This is a genomic window from Micromonospora trifolii, assembly GCF_022229005.1.
Classification (GTDB): Bacteria; Actinomycetota; Actinomycetes; order Mycobacteriales; family Micromonosporaceae; genus Micromonospora; species Micromonospora trifolii.
Map to the genome: position 1 here is coordinate 186604 of NZ_JAKKFD010000044.1, position 16399 is coordinate 203002.

Here is a 16399-nt window from a genome sequence, read left to right on the forward strand (position 1 = left end):
CGGGCGCCCGACCAGCGGCATGAGCGAGCACCTTCACACGGTCCCATGCGTACAGCCGGAAACGCGTTTCTCCGATCGGCGCTCGCTGCGTAGGATTTCGGCGATCAAGGAGGACGAACGGTGGGCGATTTCCAGCAGTTCGTGACGGACGTGACTTCGCGTCTGTCCACGATGTCCACGGGTGAGTTGTACGCCGTCGGCGACGGTCTCGACCGTGATTCACTCTGGCTCACCTTTCTCGAATCCTTCCCCGCCGGCACCAATCTGCGGTTCCGTGAGCGATCCGAGTACGACTGCTCGACCTGCCGCGGTTTCATCAAGCACTTCGGCAACGTCGTCGAGATCCACGACGGGAAGGTCCGTACCGTCTGGTCCGGGGTGTCGGCATCCGACCCGGTCTTCTCCGTCGTCGCCGCCGCTCTGGACGAGTTCGTTCTTTCGCTGCCGTTGTCCACCATCTTCCGGTCCAGTCAGGCGCAGTACGGGACGAAGACCACCCGAACGCTGCGCGACGGCCAGGTCGAGGTGTGGCACCACCTGCACGGCCGGGTGGAAGAGCGGCATCGCATCGACGACGTCGGCGCGGCACAGGGCAACTTCGACGCCGCTGTGCAGGTCTTCCAGCGTGGCCTGGCCGAGCTGACCCGGCACGCTCTGGACACCGTCGTCGGCCTCATCGACGACAACGCCCTCTACCGGGGCGCGGAGCATCGCCGGGCGGTGACCGAGTTCCGCTCGCTGCAGAATTTGTGGACCCAGGCGCCCGACCGGCGTGCCTTCGTCTTCGCCAACGCCATGAACCCGGTGGCCCGGTTGCGCAACACGGTGATCGGCACCCTCGTCCAGGATCTCTCCGCGGGCGTCGACCTGGAGCAGGCGGTCCGGTCGTTCGAGGCTAAGGTGGCGCCGCAGAATTACCAGCGCCCCACGGCGTTGATCACGCCGGGCATGGTCAAGGCCGCCATGAGGACCATTGCCGAGCTGGGCATCGAGGAGTCGTTGCAGCGACGGTTCGCCCGGTTGTCCGACGTGTCGGTCACCAACGTGCTGTGGGTCGACAACGACGCCCAGGCACGGATGAAGGACGGCATCGAAGGGCTGCTCATGCAGGCGGCCACCACCCGGTCGTCAGGTGCGCTCCTTCGCGACGCCAAGCCGGAGGAGACTCCCGTGGTCTCCTTCATGAAGGACATCCTGCCCGGCGCCGCCACCATCGACCTGTGGGTCGCCAACACCTACGAGCCGCACCTCGTCAGCCTCACCACCGGCCGGCGCGCGGCTGCTCCGCGGTTGTTCAAGTGGGACAACGATTTCGGCTGGTCGTACGGCGGCAACGTCACCGACTCGATCAGGGAGAAGGTCAAGCGGGCCGGCGGCAACGTCACCGGCAAGCTGCGGGTGAGCCTGTCCTGGTTCAACCACGACGACCTGGACCTGCACGTGTACGAACCCAACGGCGACCACATCTGGTACCAGGACAAGCGCAACAAGCTGGACGTCGACATGAACGCCAGCGGGACGCTCTCCCGCGAGCCGGTGGAGAACGTCACCTGGACCGACCGTGTCCCCGACGGTGAGTACCGGATCGAGGTGAACCAGTACCGCAAGCGGGACAGCAACCAGGTCGGCTTCGTGATCGAGACCGAGAGCAACGGAAAGATCGAGCATTACAGCCACGAGCGCGCTGTCGGCCACAAGGAGACCGTCGAGGTGGGCCGGATGACGGTTGCCGGCGGGGTGATCACCGCTTTCCGCCCGGGTAAGGACGTGCAGCCGGGCAGCGCGGGCAAGGAGTTGTGGGGCATCACCACCGAACAGTTCGTACCGGTGTCCACCATCATGTACTCGCCGAACTACTTCGACGACAACGAGGTCGGCAACCGGCACTACTTCTTCATCCTGAAGGGGTGCGTGAACGACCAGCCGACGCGGGGGATCTACAACGAGTTCCTCCGCAGCGACCTGCAACCGCACCGCAAGGTGTTCGAGGTTCTCGGCGACCGCACCAAGTGCGAGCCGTCTCCGGATCAGCTGTCCGGCCTCGGCTTCAGCTCCACGGTCCGCAGCTCTGTGGTCGCCAAGGTGACCATGACCGGCGGCCGGCGCCGCCTCATCAGCATCCAGTTCTGATTCCCCACCCAGCTATTCCAGAGAGGTTACCGTGAGTATTTTCGAGAAGGCCACACGGGAGAAGTTCCGCTATCCGTCGGCCAAGGGACTGCTGACCACGGAACAGCTGTGGGAGCTTCCGTTGACCGCCAGGTCCGGCTTCAGCCTCGATGATGTGGCCAAGGCGGTCAACGCCGAGCTCAAGGCCGTCGACACCGAGTCGTTCGTGGCCACCGAGGCCAATCCGGCCAAGGCAACCTTGGAAGCCAAGCTGGAGGTCGTCAAGCACGTCATCGCCGTCCGCCTCGCGGAGGACCAGGCGGCGAAGGCGGCGGCGGCCAAGAAGCTGGAGAAGGAGAAGCTGCTGGCGGTCCTGGGCCGCAAGCAGGACGCGGTCCTGGAGAACCTGACCGAGGCGGACCTACTGGCCCGAATCAACAACCTGTAGCCCGCCGACAATCAGCGTCTGCCAGCGGGCCCGCACATCGCCGAGAAGTACGGTCGCCATGCAAGACCTGTGGCGGCCAGGCCGGCGCTCATGGCCACTTCTCGGTGAACTACTGTGCGGTGCGGTTGGACGCAGTTCGAGGCCGTTCAGGGCACCCTGTTGCCTTCACCCTGCTTCCCCATACCGGGCTCGCACCGGGCCGCCGACCACCGACCGATCGTGAGCTGCCGACCCAGTGCTTTGGTTGGCACCAGCGCTGGCTCCCGCAGCCGCATGGGTCGATCGGGGAGCACGCTCACGGCCGCCGCGCCTGTCAGCGGCAGAACAGCGTGCCGCCAGGTTGCCGGAGACGTCCGCCCGCTGTCGACGAAACTGTCGTAACCAGCACTTAGGCTCGCGCGGTGAGCATGAACGGCAACTGGCTGCGCGTTTCGCCGGACGAACTGGAACAGGCGCGAACTGACCTCGACTGGGCCTACGAACTCGCCATGACGGAACGCGACGACAACTCCAAACGCTGGGCGGCCACCGACAAGGCATGGAACGGGTTGGACTTCCTACTCGATCGGCTGGGCTTCGAAATTCCGCTGGTCCTAGGCGCGGAGAGGTTCGTGGAGCTGCCAGACGTCGAGCCTGACAGCGACGAGATGTTCGACTTCCTAGAAGACCTCGAAGACGACTGGGGCTACGGGCCACCCTCTTATCTGACACCAATCCACGTAGCGACAGCGGCCTCGCGACTGGCCGCGCTCACCGAAGACGGCCTCATTCGGGGCGTCGACCCACAGGAGTTGAAACGGGCCGACATCTACCCCGGCCCCTGGGAAGGACCCAGCGAACTTGCGTGGGTGGCCCACTATCTACCAGGCGTCCAGACCTTCTTCGCCGCAGCCGCTAAGGATGGTGCCGCGGTGATCTGCTGGCTTGACTGATCGGCGGCTCAGCCGCTGCGTTCAGGGCACACCGCTGCTTACAACCTGCTCCCCCGATCCATGGTGTGCTCCGAGCGCAGACGCGTGGAGTGGACTGCCAGCCCTTGGCTTTGACTGGCGCCAACGCCAGTTCTGATCTGGATCGATCGGTTGGAGAGCATCCCTTTCCGCATCGCGAAGATCGTGGATTTTGGTACTGCTGTGCAGGGCCGGCGGCTTGGGCCGCTCGGCTCACCGTGTCAGAAGGGACCAGATGGCGTCGGCCGGTGGTAGCCATCGCTCGCACGGCTCACTGCCGGGGACATCGTCGGCGCGACACCCAGCGCGTCGGCCAGTGCCCGGAAGCTGCGGTCGCAGAGCTCACCGCCAGCCCCAGCAGTACGTCGATCTGCCTCACATTCCCTGGCCGGCTGCGCAGGAGTTGGTGGTGTCAGCCGAAGAGGGCGCCGGGGATGTCGGCGTAGAAGAGGGCGGGGTCGCGGGAGAGCGAGGCCTTGACGTTGGCGGTGGGACTGTCGGCGATCACTTCGAGCTTGCCCGCTTCCAGGCCGTCCAGTGCCATGGTGACCACCTCGTGGGGTGGAAGTTTGGGGATGTCGTAGGCGGCCATCATGTCGGTGTCGGCTATGGCCAGGGCCAAGGCGGTGACCTGGGTTTGCTGGTCGGCCAGCTCGAGTCTGATGCCGTTGGTGAGGGACCATTCCGCAGCTTTGGAGGCGGCGTAGCCGTTGCTGGCGGGGGCGAAGGCGTACCAGCTCAGTGCTGAAATGACGTTGAGGATGGCGCCGCCGGCAAGCCTGGGGGCGAAGGCGCGGGTGACGTTGAGGGTGCCCCAGAAGTTGGTGTCGAACTCGCGGCGGACGTTTTCCGTAGAGGGTCCGAGCAGGGGCGCGTTTGTGGAGATGCCAGCATTGTTGATGAGGACATCAAGGTCGCCCACCTCGGCTGCCGCGGCGTCGACGGATGCCGGGTCCGTGATGTCCAGTTGGAGGGGGACGACGCCAGGGATGTTGATGCGGTCGGGGCGGCGGGCGGTGGCGTAGACGGTGGTGGCGCCGCGGGCGAGGAGAGCCTCGGCAAAGGCCTTGCCGAGCCCACGGTTGGCGCCTGTTACGAGGGCTTTCTTGCCGTTGATCTGCATGCCGCCAGGCTAAAACCTCACGTTGGCGTGAGGGGCAAGTATTGCGAAGTAGGTCACTGTGCGGATCGAGGACTCGGCGACCCAGACGCGGGTCAGTGTTCGCGCGCTGCGGTACTACCAGGAGCAAGGCTTGCTGGCCTCGACACGGACTGACAGCGGGCAGCGGTTCTGTGGGAACCTGGCCGTCAACCGGATGCGGCTGATTCAGCATTTGTCCAGCGCGGGGCTGTCCAGCAAAACGATCTCGGAGCTCTTGCCACGCACAACGCGTCAGGGCGGGCGTGGGACTCAGCGAGCCGGTAGCGGCGGCCTCCAGACCCACGCCGCCTGCGGCAAGGAGTGCGCGACGCTGCGTACGCGAGCGCTCCTTGACCCGACCAGCGTGCCAGAGCGGCTCGCCTCTAAGGGGTAGATGAGCCGCCTGATCTTGATTTAGGTGGCGGTGAAGATTACTGAGCGGGCCGCCGCGGCGGCCCGCTCGTAGAACGTCTGAACATCAACGAAGTTGTTCCAGGTGTACTCAAAATCTTCGTCGTCCCGGGCACCGTCATAGTCGCGTCTATCGATCGCATCGAAGCGGCGGCGTAGCCAGGTCCGGTCGACAGTTCGCAGTGCCCCGGCCACATCCCGCACCTCGGCGGCGCTGACGTACACGACGTACCAGTCAACGGATAGGTGCCGGCCACCGAGCACCGCGTGGGACCACGGGTACGCGCCGCCGTCTGGGTCGAGCGTGCCATCGGTCAGGCAGCGGTGGATCGCGTCCCAGGCTTTGTCGGTGTCAACAGTCAAAGCGTCGTTTTCCCGAGACTCCTCCAGCTCCTCAAGGAACTCGCCCACCTTGTCGCCGTCCGCCGCTAGCAGCGAGCGCTCCTGCTCGGATGTGATGGCGAAGTGCACCCCTAGCATGCCGGCGATCGTACGGGGCGTGCACTGGACAGCGCGGCAGGCAGGGGTAGGTGCAGTTGAAGGCCGTTCGATGCCGTTGGACGCAGTTCAAGGCCGTTCCGGGCTCCCTGCTGCTCCCAACCTGCTCCCCCGGACCGGGCTCGCGCCGAGTTGCCGACCGCCGGCCGATCGTGAGCTGCCGGCCCAGTTTCTTAATTGACAGACACTTGCTGGCTCCCGCAGCCGCACCGGTTCAGGGAAAGGACGCTCACGATCGCCGCGCCCCCTGGACAGCGGCAGATCCGGATGCAGCCCAGAACCTGAACCAGTTTGTACGAACTATCATGCCTACCGTGAACGTCGAGGTGGAACTCATCGAGACTCTCGATGCGGAGAGCATTGAAGCGTTCTGCCGAGATGAGCCGGAGTTGTCGAGCCGGCCGAGTCGCCTGAGCCCGGAAGCACTGGCCCGCATGATCGCGTTGCCTGAGTTCCAGCTACTCGTCGCCCGACGAAACGGGGGCATCTGCGGAACGCTCACGCTCGCGGTCTACCAGATGCCCGGCGAAGTGAAGGCCCGTGTCGATGATCTGGTCGCTGAGCAGACCGAAGGCGGGCAGGCAATTGCCCTAACGCTGATCCGAGAGGCCGCACGGCGCGCAGTGGCGGCCGGCGCTGCTGCCATCCAAGTGGTGTCCAAACCGGCACTACTGGTAGCGAACAGCACCTTTGAACGGATTGGCTTCAGGCAGGAGCGCCCTGGGATCTACCGCCGGACATTCCATACCTAACCCCCGGCTCCCGCTCCGCGGCGTACCGCCACTACGGCGTACGGCGGTGGCATTCCCCGGACGACGGGCTTCGAGGCGGTGGAACTGGACTACCGCGCCCAGATCGACGTGCCCGCCGACCCCATCGGGGACTGGGAAGAACTCAAGCGCGTGGCGCCCAACCCCTTGGTCCCCACGTACGGCGAAGTGATCGCCGCCGCCCTGAGCGACGACGAACGCGGGCGTCTCGACACGTACATGACCGCCCTGGCCGCGGCCGGCACGCCAACTCGGCGCACGATGGCCACGGCCTTCCTTCGCGCACGGCGTCCGCACAGGAACCGCTGAGGACCTACCGCGGCACCCCGCACTCACCGACGCACCGGACACCCGTGTCCGCAAGGCCCAGAGGCGCCCTGCCCGAACCGTGATCGTGGGCTCGATGACTTCGCGGTCATGTCGATGAGCGAGGGTCGCAAGAGTCATGACGTTCTCGACCGTCGGCCCGCCGACCCACTCAGGTCACTCGGAACACCGGCCACCCGATCTCGGTGCGCCACATTGCTGGATCGCTTGTGTCCTTAGGTCCGACGAGGTAGACCTCCCGCACGGGCCCCGCCACCGACATCGCGTTCTTCACGACCCAGGTACCGAGCTCGCCGTAGGTGACCTCGATGCCATCGTGCTCGCCAACGTGGGTGGCCACCGCCACTTCCGCGGCGGGTAGGGTCGCGGCGTGGACCCGCCCGGTATGAGGTGGAGCGGCCGTCGGTAGGTAGACCAACGCGTGACCGCGGCCCTGCTCGAACAGGGAGTTGTCGTAGGTGCCACCCGGTGGACCGGTCACCGCGTCGCCTACGGCCACCTCCAACTCGGCCATCGCGCCCGCGAACCAGGCTTCGACCTCGCCCTCGTCGACCACGGCCGCCACCGCCGCGACCGTGCGGGCGGGCTCGGCGCGGAGCTCCACCTTGATCGGCGCGGGGTCGGGCTGGAGCAGGCGGCGCAGCGACGCGACAGCGGCTCGGGTGCGGTCGAGTTCGGCCTCCAGGCGTTGGAGGTGGTCGGCGATCAGGGTCGCGCGGACACCGGGGTCCGGGGACCGCAGGATCCGCTGCACGTCGCTCAGGGGGACGTCGAGTTCGCGGAGCCGGTTGATGACCTGGGCGGTCGGGATCTGCTCGATGGCGTAGTAGCGGTAGCCGGAGGTCTCGTCCACCACGGCGGGTTGCAGCAGGTCGCTCTCGTGGTACCGACGCAGGGTCCGCACGCTCAGGTGGGTCAGGCGCGAGAACTCCCCGATTGTCAGCATCCCCGCAGTATGAAGGCTCCCCCAGGGGGAGAGTCCAGCGCTTGACCTTCCTGCATCGCGAGGCCACAAGGTGGGCTCATGACACACCACGGCGACCTCCGGTCCGATCCACTCCCAATCACCGTCCGCGGTTTCCTCGCCGCTCACGTCGTTCGCGACGCCGACACCGCATCCTCGTTCTTCGCCGAGGACGCGGTGGCCGTCGATCAGGGCGAGTCCTTCCGCGGCCGAGAGCAGATTTACGCGTTCCTGCGGGACGCCGGCTCCGAGTTCGAGTACACGACCGAGCAGATCGGTGCCGCCCGCATCGACGACGACCACTGGGTGGTGACCCTGCGGCTCGAGGGAACCTTCCCAGGCGGCGTCGCCGAACTCGACTACCGGTTCACGATCCGTGAGGAAGCCGTCACGGAACTCGTCATCGCCAACCACAAATCCTGACAAGACCCGCACCACGTCAATCTTCAGAGGTGAGAGAGTGCCTACTTCAGATCGCGATCGTCTCGATGGACGCCGTGCGTTGGTCACGGGCGGGTCGAAGGGCTCAGGCAAGGCCGTCGTCGAGAGACTGCGGGAGATGGGCGCCGACGTCTACGTGACGGCCCGGACGATGCCCGAGGGGTACGAGCACCCCGACCGGTTCATTGAGGCCGACACCTCGACGGTCGAGGGCGCGAAGGCGGTGGCCGACCGGATCGCCGAGGCCGGCGGCGCACTGGACATCCTGGTGCACGTCGTCGGAGGTGCCTCGACGCCGTCCGGCGGGTTCGCGGTCATCACCGACGATCAGTGGATGATCGAGCTGAACTTGAACCTCCTCGGAGCGGTGCGGCTCGATCGAGCCCTCCTCCCGGCGATGATCGAGTCCGGGTCGGCGGTCGTGCTGCACTTCACCTCGATCCAGCGCGAACTTCCTCAGTACGACGCGTCCCTGGCCTACGCGGCAGCGAAAGCCGCGTTGCGCACCTACAGCAAGGGGCTCGCCAACGAGCTCGCCCCGCGCGGTGTCCGCGTCAACGCGATCAGCCCCGGCGGAATCGAGACGGAGGCCTACGAGAGGTTCGTGGACCGAATCGCCGAGGGCAACGGGATCAGCCGCGAACAAGCCAAGCAGAGCATCTACGACTCCCTCGGAGGCGTACCCCTGGGACGGTTTGCCAACACTGAGGAGATCGCCGACCTGGTCGGGTTCCTGGTCTCGGACCGCGCCTCGGCCATCGTCGGCGCCGAGTACGTGATCGATGGCGGAACAGTCCCGACCGTCTGAGCCCGCAAACGGTTTCGAGCAGCCACGTGTGAATACTCCTGTGACGTGGTTGGGCAGGCTAGTCGGCGAGCTCTGGGCAGTGATCCTCGCGACCTGGGAAATCACACCCGACTGGCGACGCCACCTCATCGACGGGCTACGGGTCTGAGATCGTGCTCGTCGGAGGCCGGGCGGGGTCAGGCGCCAAACGTCTCGGCCGGCAAAGCAGCAGCCACCGCGGGCCTGGCGTTGTTATCGGCATGAGGGATAGGTATACCCATGGACGCTGACCTCGATCGGGAGTTCAGCGATTTCATCACGGCCCGCTCGCACGTACTGTTCCGGACCGCGCTCGCCCTGACTGGGCACCGTCAGCAGGCCGAGGATCTACTCCAGACGGTCCTGACCAAGGGCGCCCGACACTGGGGGCGGATCCGCACCGGAAACCCCGAGGCGTACCTGCGCACCGCGCTGTACCGCCAGCAGACGAGTTGGTGGCGCAGCCTCCGGCGGGGGCGCGAGGTGAGCGCTGAACAGTTGCCGGAGGTCGCGACGACGGCCGACGCCACCGCCACCGTCGACCTCAACCTGGCGCTCAGACAGGCGTTGGCGCAGCTCGCGCCCAAACACCGGGCGGTGCTTGTGCTGCGCTACTTCGAAGACCGGCCGGACAGCGAGATCGCGGAGATTCTGGGCTGCACCCAATCCACGGTACGCAGCCAAGCCGCACGGGCTCTCGCCCGGCTACGCGAACTCTGTCCCAGGCTCGACATCCTCACCACGAAGGAGGCGGCAGACCGATGAACCCGCACCTCACCACAGCGCTCCGGACCGCCTTCGAGGAGCTGGCCGACACGGCGCCCGCGCCGGTCGGGCTGGCCCAGGCCGCACTGGTCAGCGCCCGCCGGCAACGGGTCACCCGGCTGGCCGTCGGCGGTGGCTTCGCCGCGGCGATCTGCGCCGCGCTGATCGGCGTGGTCGCCGTCATCGCCCCGATCAGCGGTACGGCCGGCGACCAGTTCGCCGATAATGGGCTGAGGCCACTCGTGGTGACCGCGTACAGCGGCATCCGCGATCCGAAAATCGAGGATCCAAGCCCGAACTTTCTGTACTCGCTCCTCCTGAACGCGAAGACCGGCCGGTACGACCGGGTGCCGTACCGGTATGCCATGCCGTCCCCGGACGGCAGCCAGGTGCTGGTCGCGACGGGTGACAACAGTCTGCGCTATCCAACCCGGGCGGGCGTACTGGACCGGGCCAGCGGGAACGTACGGTGGATCGCCGACTTCGGCAGCACCAGCGACGCCCGCTTCCCCGGCTATTCGAGCGACGGGCGCTGGTCGCCGGACGGGCAGCGCATCCTCTTCACCCACATGCCGCGCACGGGTACGCCCGGCTTCGTGCTGGTGGATCCGGAGACGCTCACGACAACGTTCGTCCCACTGCCCGACCTGGCCGCGCAGAACGACCAGGTCACCGGCCTGATCTGGACGCCAGACAGCAGCGGGCTCGCGCTGACGCTCTCCAAGTCCGTCGATGACTCCACGGTGACCGGGATCCGCTTCTACGACCTGGCTGGCAGAGTGGTGCGTACCGTTCCCGCCAGCGGCGGGCCGCCGGACGACGTCAGCTTCTCCCCGGACGGCGGGCACCTGGCGCTAGCGCCGTACCTCGATGGGGTGCAGCAGACCTCCGTCACCGTGGTCGATCCGGTCACCGGGGCGGTCCAGCACAGCTTCAAGGTGCCCATTTCCGGCGGCCTGATCGGCTGGGCGGACGACCAGCACCTGCTGATCCGCGTCTTCCACGACCAGGGCGGGATACCGGCATCCGACCAACCCGCCCCAGTCCTCGGACCAGGTGATGACGAGTACGACCGCCTGCTCGTGGTCGACCTGACCGGTCGGGTGACCCACTCGATGCACCTACCGGCCGAGTACGCCGACCACCTCTTCATCGGCTCCTCCACCGGCCTGCCGAGCAGCGCCGCGAAGATCACCTTCTGAGCCGTGATGCATCTCGCCATCGTCAACGAAGTCGGCCAGACCAGCTGACACCGGTACGGGGCGGGTCGGGTCACCGAGACGCGGCCCGCCCCCGTACCGCCCATCTGCAACACGTACCCCCTTGGCCCCTCCCCCGGGAGCCCGCCTTCTGTGCGCCCTCGCGCTGGTGCGCCCGACCCGGACCGGGCACCTGCCTGACGGGTTCTGATGTGCCCCGGCGAGGGTAGGGGTAACTCCCAACGCGACTGGGGTGTAGCAGGATCGAGCAAGATCTAGAAACCGTGGAAGCTCATTTTCATGACCACGCAGAAGATCTCCCGGTTCCATCGGGCCGCCCTGGCCCTCGTCCTTCCCGTCGCCGTGATAGCGGCAGTCGCCGGGTGTGATGACTCGGCGGCGCCGAAGGCCGCGCCCGTGGCCAGTTCGGTAGCCGCGCCCTCGACCTCGACAGGCGCGGCCGGCCCGGCAAGTGCGGCCCCCGCAGCGGGCTTGCACATGATCGCCAACAACGGACATCAGCTTGCCTTCCACGTCACGCCCGGAGGTTCTCCCACCATCGTGCTGGACGCCGGCGGTGGCGAAGACTCCTCGTACTGGGATGCCCTGGTGCCGCAGCTGTCGCAGGCCACCGGATCGCAGATCATCACCTACGACCGGGCCGGTCTGGGCGCCAGCGAGGAGGTGAAGGGCCCATGGGACCCGAAGGCCGCCGCTTCCGACCTGCAAGCCGGTTTGCGTGAACTCGGCGTCACCCAGAACGTGGTCCTCGCGGGCCACTCGCAGGCAGGAGAGGTGGCCCACTACTTCGTCCTCGCGAACCCCGGCGTTGTCTGCGGGACGGTGCTCATCGATGCCAACGTGCCGCAATTCTTCACCGACACCCAGACCCAACGCCTCGTCGCGCTAACCACGCCGCAGATCGAAGAGCTCAAGAAAGCGCCGTCGACCAAGGCGAACCGCCAGCTCATCGCCACGGCCGACAACTTCGGTCCCACGCACCAGGCGTTCCACAAGGTCTCCTGGCCCGACGGCGTTCCCGTCATCTATATCGTGTCGGACAAGACGCCCTTCGATGGATCTCCGCAGGACGCTCAGGCGTGGCGCGACGCGGCAGCGGCGTTCACCAAGGCGGGGCCCGACCGCACACTCGTCATCGCCGAAGGAAGCTCGCACGACGTTCCCCAGGACAAGCCCGCCCTGGTGCTCAAGGAAATCGAACAGATGACCGCCACCGTCAAATAAGGGCCATCGCGCCGACGGCTGACAGGACCGGCGAGCCTGGTTGACCGGCGCTGCCCCGGCGTTCTCGGTCAACCAGTCTTGCGCAGACGACCTCACCGCGTGCGGTCACCGGTGGGGCGAGCACGGAGTTCCGGCCGACGCGGAATTCGTTGTGGCGCAGCTGCCGATGGCCGAGGCGGCGCCGTGGGCGAGCGCGACAAGCCACACGGTCCGGATCCCGGTAACGGCGAGGTGGTGGTCGAGATTCGGGGAGCGGGCCGGAACTGCTTACACGATGGGTAGCGTGTGTGCGGGTGTCGATCGATCGAGCCGTCGATCGGCGATGCGAGCCTCCGTGGACCACGGACGGACACCATGGTCGCTGGATCCAACGCGACGTGGGGACACACCGACCGTGGGCAAGTGCGGATCGCCGGCCAACATGAATCACCAGCCCGGCGGTTCGGCACGATGCGCAGTGATGGAGTGAGATGACCGATAACAGCGGAACCGCCCTGTCCGGCGGCTCCTCGCCCTCGCGGGAGGGCTCCGGGCCGGATCGCGTCGCTCGCAGCGGTCCAATTCCGCGCTTCGCGTTGGCCCAGCGGATGAGCCTGCTGGGCTGGTCGCTGGTGCTGCTGTCGGGCGCGGTCCTCGGTGCCGTGCTGGCCACATTCTGGATCACCTCGTTATCGGTCGCCGCGCTTGGCGTCGGAATCCCACTGACCCTGCTCGCGACCGTACTGGTGCGCTGGTTTGCCGACCTGCATCGCCAGTGGGCCGCCGACCGGCTCGGCGAACCGGTGCCCGCCCGGCCCTATCAGCCGATGCCGGACGCCGGTTGGCCGGTGCGGCTCTGGATGATCCTGCGCGACCCGGCGACGTGGCGGGACTGGATCTGGTTGGTGGTCAACTCGATCACCATGTGGTTGAGTTCCGGACTGTCGCTGCTGTTCTTCGTCTTCGGAGTCCTATACCTGACCTATCCCCTCATCTATCAGCTGACGCCTTCTCAGGTATTCCGCACTCCGCTAGGGGAGGGCTTCCGGCTGCACAGCGTCGCGCAGTCGTTCTGGCTGGTACCGCTCGGACCGGTTCTCCTTCTGCTCTGGTACGTCACTGCGGTGCGCCTCGCGAACCTCAACGCTCGGGTGATCCGCGCTCTGCTCGGCCCCACCGAACAGGCGCGCCTGCGGGCCCGCGTCCAACAGTTGGCGACCTCACGAGCTGAGACCGTCGACACCCAGGCCGGTGAACTGCGCCGAATCGAACGCGACCTGCACGACGGCGCGCAGGCCCGGCTGGTGTCGCTGGGTATGAGCCTGGGCTTGGCCGAACAGTTACTGCCCAAGGATCCGCAGGCCGTCCAGCAGTTGCTGGCCGAGGCCCGCGAGTCGACCTCCGCCGCCCTGACCGAGCTGCGTGACCTGGTACGAGGCATCCATCCGCCGGTACTGGCCGACCGTGGCCTGGACGGCGCACTCAAGGCCTTGGCCCTGGTCAATCCGATCCCGACCACTGTGGTGACCCGCCTACCCAAACGGCTGCCGGCCCCGATCGAGTCCGCGGCCTACTTCGCCGTCGCCGAGGCCTTGTCGAACGCCGTCAAGCACGCCCAGGCCCAGCAGATCCGGATCACCGTGGAGTTCGCACCCCACCGGGGCGGCGCTGCCGGGGAACTGACGATGCTGGTGTCCGACGACGGCCGTGGGGGTGCTTCGATCGAATCCGGCACGGGCCTGCGTGGCATCGTCCGTCGGCTGGCGGCCTTCGACGGCACGCTGACCGTTGACAGCCCACCGGGCGGACCTACCGAGGTGAGGATGTCGCTGCCGTGCGTATCGTGATAGCCGAGGACCTCGCCCTGCTCCGCGAGGGCCTGATCAGGATCTTGCGGGCCAATTCATTCGAGGTCGTGGAGGCCGTTGACAACGGCCCCGCGCTGATCCGGTCGCTGACGACGCACCGCCCCGACGTCGCCATCGTCGACGTGCGGTTGCCACCGACGTTCACCGACGAGGGGTTGCGTTCCGCGATCGAGGCCCGCCGGCAGATACCAGGGCTGCCCATCATGGTGCTCTCGCAGTATGTCGAGCAGATCTACGCCAGGGAGCTGATGTCAGATCGCGCGGGCGCGGTGGGCTACCTGTTGAAGGACCGGGTTACGGACGTCGACCAGTTCGTCGCCAGTGTCCGGCAGGTCGCTACCGGCAGCACCGTCATGGACCCCGACGTGGTGAGTGCGCTACTCACCCACCGCTCCACCGACCCTAAGCTCCTGGAGCTGAGCCCACGCGAGCATGAGGTCCTCACCCTGATGGCCGAGGGCCGCTCGAACGCTGCGATCGCCGCCCGGATGTTCGTCACCGAGAAAACCGTCAGCAAACACAGCAACAACATCTTCACCAAGCTCGGCCTCAAGCCCTCCGAGGACGACAACCGCCGCATCCTGGCGGTCCTCGCCTACCTGGAAGGCTGAGTCCTTGGCCTCTGCCCCACCATGCCCGAGAAACAACTCAGCGGGAGCACCCGGTAGGCGCGGGCGAGGTCCACCACGTCCAGCGCGTCAGGCGTGATCTCCACAAGCAGGCCGTCCTCCAGGAACTCCGCGACGATCCGGTTCGGGTCGGCCACACCGAGCCGCCGGGCGGCCTCGGTCACCGCGGCCCGGTCCCAGGTCCCGTCGGGGAGGTCGACGGGACGGTGCGCCGCCGCCCACACCGCGAACGCCTGCGGATCCTCCAGGGTCACCGAGAGACGGCCGATGCTCAGCGAGTGGTATTTCACCGGCGCGCCGACGGCCGGGTGGAATTCCCCGGTGTAGCGCCCCACCGGCAGGACCAGCGGATCGGCCATCCCGGGGTTCCTCGTCGTGTCGACGCCGGACAGTTGGCCGGCCGCCGCGTCGCGTGCCCTCGGCACGGTCCAGAGCTCCTCGGCCGGCCGGTCGCCGGTGCCGTGCGCCAGCGCCCACACGGTGAAGCGCTGGTCGTCCAGCTCCCACACCTCGTCGCCGAGGCGGACCCGGTGGTACCGCTCGGTCGAAGCGGCCGCCGGGTGGAAGGTGCCGAAGAACTGCCCGACCGGCAGCAGCAGGGCCTGCGCGATCTGCGTCGTGGTCATCGCTGTTGATCCTCAGGTCGCTGGCCCATCACGGCTGGTCCTGGTGCTGGGAGCCGATCTGGGCCTGCGCGTCGCCTCGTCGACGCCCATCCACTCAACACCGAACTGAGCCTCGAGTTGACGGAACACGACGCCATTTCCGCAGCGATCCAGGCCACCGCGTACCGAGTGGTATCCGAGGCGCTCACGAATGTGGCTCGACACGCTCACCCCACCGCACCGGTGCGGGTATGGGCGACACAGCGGGACGGACAGCTCGACATCGTCGTCGCCAACGACCTGTCGATCCCGGCGACGCCAACCCGTGCCACGGGCTCCGGCGCTGGCCTGGCCTCTCTTCGAGCCCGTGTGGAGGCGCTCGATGGCACCATGCGCGCCGGCGCCGAGGACGGATCGTGGCGGGTGCATGTCACGCTGCCCATAAACTGACTCGATGCCGACGCTCACATATCTGCAGTTGGGTGGCCGGCAGGCGGTTCCATGACCACCGTCGTGATCGCCGACGACCACGACATGGTCCGCCACGGTTTCCGCATGGTGTTGTCGGCGCAACCCGACCTCACGATCGCGGGCGAGGCCAGCAACGGTAACGCGGCCTGGGACCTGGTCCGCCGCCTGCACCCGGCGGTACTGCTGGCTGACATCAGGATGCCTGGAATCGACGGCCTCGAACTCGTCCGCCGCACAGCCACATCCGGGCTAACGACCAAGGTGATCGTGGTGACCACCTTCAACGACGATGAGTACATCACCCGGGCGTTGCGCGACGGCGCGAGTGGCTTCCTCCTGAAAACTTCCGCTCCGGGGCTTCTCGTCGAGGCCGTCCGAGCCGCGCTCGTCGGCAACGCCTTGATCAGCCCCGAAGTCACCGTCCGCCTTCTGGCAAGGCTCGGAGCCGGCCGCGAACCACTCCAACCCGACCCGCCGCTGACCCCACGCGAGCGTGATGTCGCCAAGCTCGTGGCACGTGGGCTGAGCAACGACGAGATCGGAGCGAAACTCCACGTCTCCCCGGGCACCATCAAGACCCACGTCACCCACATCTCAACGAAGCTCGGCAATGTCACCCGCGTCCGCATAGCCGCATGGGCATGGGAATCCGGCCTGGTGTCACGTTTTTGAGTGAGCGACAACCTTCAAGAGAAGGACTGGCCGGCCCCAATCCGTGGCCACCACCGCTGTGAGCGCCGAGCGCAACCGAAC

19 protein-coding genes are annotated in these 16399 nt (G+C 67.0%); 15 read left to right on the forward strand and 4 right to left on the reverse strand.

The window, feature by feature from the left end; translation table 11 throughout:
* Window positions 1–120: 120 nt before the first annotated feature.
* From NIE79_RS25590 to NIE79_RS25600, 3 genes are all read left to right on the forward strand, one after another.
* Window positions 121–2130 carry a DUF8224 domain-containing phage-derived protein gene (locus NIE79_RS25590; protein ID WP_238680976.1) on the forward strand — a complete coding sequence of 670 codons (2010 nt, stop codon included), beginning with the start codon at window positions 121–123 and terminating at the stop codon, window positions 2128–2130.
* A 31-nt stretch (window positions 2131–2161) separates the two neighbouring features.
* Window positions 2162–2557 carry a hypothetical protein gene (locus tag NIE79_RS25595; protein ID WP_238680977.1) on the forward strand — a complete coding sequence of 132 codons (396 nt, stop codon included), beginning with the start codon at window positions 2162–2164 and terminating at the stop codon, window positions 2555–2557.
* A 407-nt stretch (window positions 2558–2964) separates the two neighbouring features.
* Window positions 2965–3489, forward strand: a complete 525-nt coding sequence (locus NIE79_RS25600; protein ID WP_238681171.1) for a DUF1877 family protein — start codon at window positions 2965–2967, stop codon at window positions 3487–3489.
* A 430-nt stretch (window positions 3490–3919) separates the two neighbouring features.
* Here the strand turns inward: NIE79_RS25600 and NIE79_RS25605 are convergent, their stop codons facing one another.
* Window positions 3920–4630, reverse strand: coding sequence for an SDR family oxidoreductase (locus NIE79_RS25605; RefSeq protein WP_238680978.1), 711 nt, complete (start codon window positions 4628–4630; stop codon window positions 3920–3922).
* A gap of 58 nt (window positions 4631–4688) precedes the next feature.
* On the opposite strand from NIE79_RS25605, the gene NIE79_RS25610 reads away from it, so the two are divergent.
* Window positions 4689–5042, forward strand: coding sequence for a MerR family transcriptional regulator (locus NIE79_RS25610; RefSeq protein ID WP_238680979.1), 354 nt, complete (start codon window positions 4689–4691; stop codon window positions 5040–5042).
* Window positions 5043–5062: 20 nt separating this feature from the next.
* Here the strand turns inward: NIE79_RS25610 and NIE79_RS25615 are convergent, their stop codons facing one another.
* A complete protein-coding gene (locus NIE79_RS25615) occupies window positions 5063–5530 on the reverse strand; it encodes a YfbM family protein (RefSeq protein WP_238680980.1) in 468 nt (155 codons plus the stop codon).
* 341 nt (window positions 5531–5871) lie between these two features.
* On the opposite strand from NIE79_RS25615, the gene NIE79_RS25620 reads away from it, so the two are divergent.
* Both NIE79_RS25620 and NIE79_RS25625 read left to right on the forward strand, forming a co-directional pair.
* Window positions 5872–6309 (forward strand): GNAT family N-acetyltransferase, encoded by a 438-nt coding sequence (locus tag NIE79_RS25620; protein ID WP_238680981.1) that lies wholly within the window; start codon window positions 5872–5874, stop codon window positions 6307–6309.
* Window positions 6310–6387: 78 nt separating this feature from the next.
* Complete coding sequence (locus NIE79_RS25625) at window positions 6388–6636, forward strand: hypothetical protein (protein WP_238680982.1); 249 nt, start codon at window positions 6388–6390, stop codon at window positions 6634–6636.
* 169 nt (window positions 6637–6805) lie between these two features.
* Here the strand turns inward: NIE79_RS25625 and NIE79_RS25630 are convergent, their stop codons facing one another.
* Entirely contained in the window at window positions 6806–7600 is a 795-nt protein-coding gene (locus tag NIE79_RS25630; RefSeq protein ID WP_238680983.1) for a MerR family transcriptional regulator, read from the reverse strand.
* Between the two features lie 78 nt (window positions 7601–7678).
* Here NIE79_RS25630 and NIE79_RS25635 point away from each other — a divergent pair, with 78 nt between their 5' ends.
* The 7 genes from NIE79_RS25635 to NIE79_RS25665 all read left to right on the forward strand — a co-directional run bounded on the left by NIE79_RS25635 (window position 7679) and on the right by NIE79_RS25665 (window position 14552).
* A complete protein-coding gene (locus NIE79_RS25635) occupies window positions 7679–8041 on the forward strand; it encodes a nuclear transport factor 2 family protein (protein ID WP_238680984.1) in 363 nt (120 codons plus the stop codon).
* 37 nt (window positions 8042–8078) lie between these two features.
* The gene (locus NIE79_RS25640; RefSeq protein WP_238680985.1) at window positions 8079–8867 is read left to right on the forward strand and encodes an SDR family oxidoreductase; all 789 of its coding nucleotides are present in this window, start codon (window positions 8079–8081) and stop codon (window positions 8865–8867) included.
* Window positions 8868–9125: 258 nt separating this feature from the next.
* On the forward strand, window positions 9126–9650 hold the full coding sequence (locus NIE79_RS25645; protein WP_238680986.1) for a SigE family RNA polymerase sigma factor: 525 nt from the start codon (window positions 9126–9128) through the stop codon (window positions 9648–9650).
* Window positions 9647–10852 (forward strand): WD40 repeat domain-containing protein, encoded by a 1206-nt coding sequence (locus tag NIE79_RS25650; protein ID WP_238680987.1) that lies wholly within the window; start codon window positions 9647–9649, stop codon window positions 10850–10852. Before NIE79_RS25645 ends, NIE79_RS25650 begins: the two co-directional genes overlap by 4 nt.
* A 297-nt stretch (window positions 10853–11149) precedes the next feature.
* On the forward strand, window positions 11150–12094 hold the full coding sequence (locus NIE79_RS25655) for an alpha/beta fold hydrolase (RefSeq protein WP_238680988.1): 945 nt from the start codon (window positions 11150–11152) through the stop codon (window positions 12092–12094).
* Window positions 12095–12681: 587 nt separating this feature from the next.
* Window positions 12682–13920 carry a sensor histidine kinase gene (locus tag NIE79_RS25660; RefSeq protein ID WP_238680989.1) on the forward strand — a complete coding sequence of 413 codons (1239 nt, stop codon included), beginning with the start codon at window positions 12682–12684 and terminating at the stop codon, window positions 13918–13920.
* Entirely contained in the window at window positions 13908–14552 is a 645-nt protein-coding gene (locus NIE79_RS25665) for a LuxR C-terminal-related transcriptional regulator (protein ID WP_210781654.1), read from the forward strand. The genes NIE79_RS25660 and NIE79_RS25665 overlap by 13 nt, the downstream gene beginning before the upstream one ends.
* Here the strand turns inward: NIE79_RS25665 and NIE79_RS25670 are convergent.
* On the reverse strand, window positions 14537–15196 hold the full coding sequence (locus NIE79_RS25670) for a hypothetical protein (RefSeq protein ID WP_238680990.1): 660 nt from the start codon (window positions 15194–15196) through the stop codon (window positions 14537–14539). The genes NIE79_RS25665 and NIE79_RS25670 overlap by 16 nt on opposite strands.
* A 117-nt stretch (window positions 15197–15313) precedes the next feature.
* Between NIE79_RS25670 and NIE79_RS25675 the strand changes: the two genes are divergently transcribed.
* Complete coding sequence (locus NIE79_RS25675) at window positions 15314–15625, forward strand: sensor histidine kinase (protein WP_238680991.1); 312 nt, start codon at window positions 15314–15316, stop codon at window positions 15623–15625.
* A 51-nt stretch (window positions 15626–15676) separates the two neighbouring features.
* Window positions 15677–16318: a response regulator gene (locus tag NIE79_RS25680; protein WP_238680992.1), complete on the forward strand. Its 642-nt coding sequence runs from the start codon at window positions 15677–15679 to the stop codon at window positions 16316–16318.
* Window positions 16319–16399: the final 81 nt, after the last annotated feature.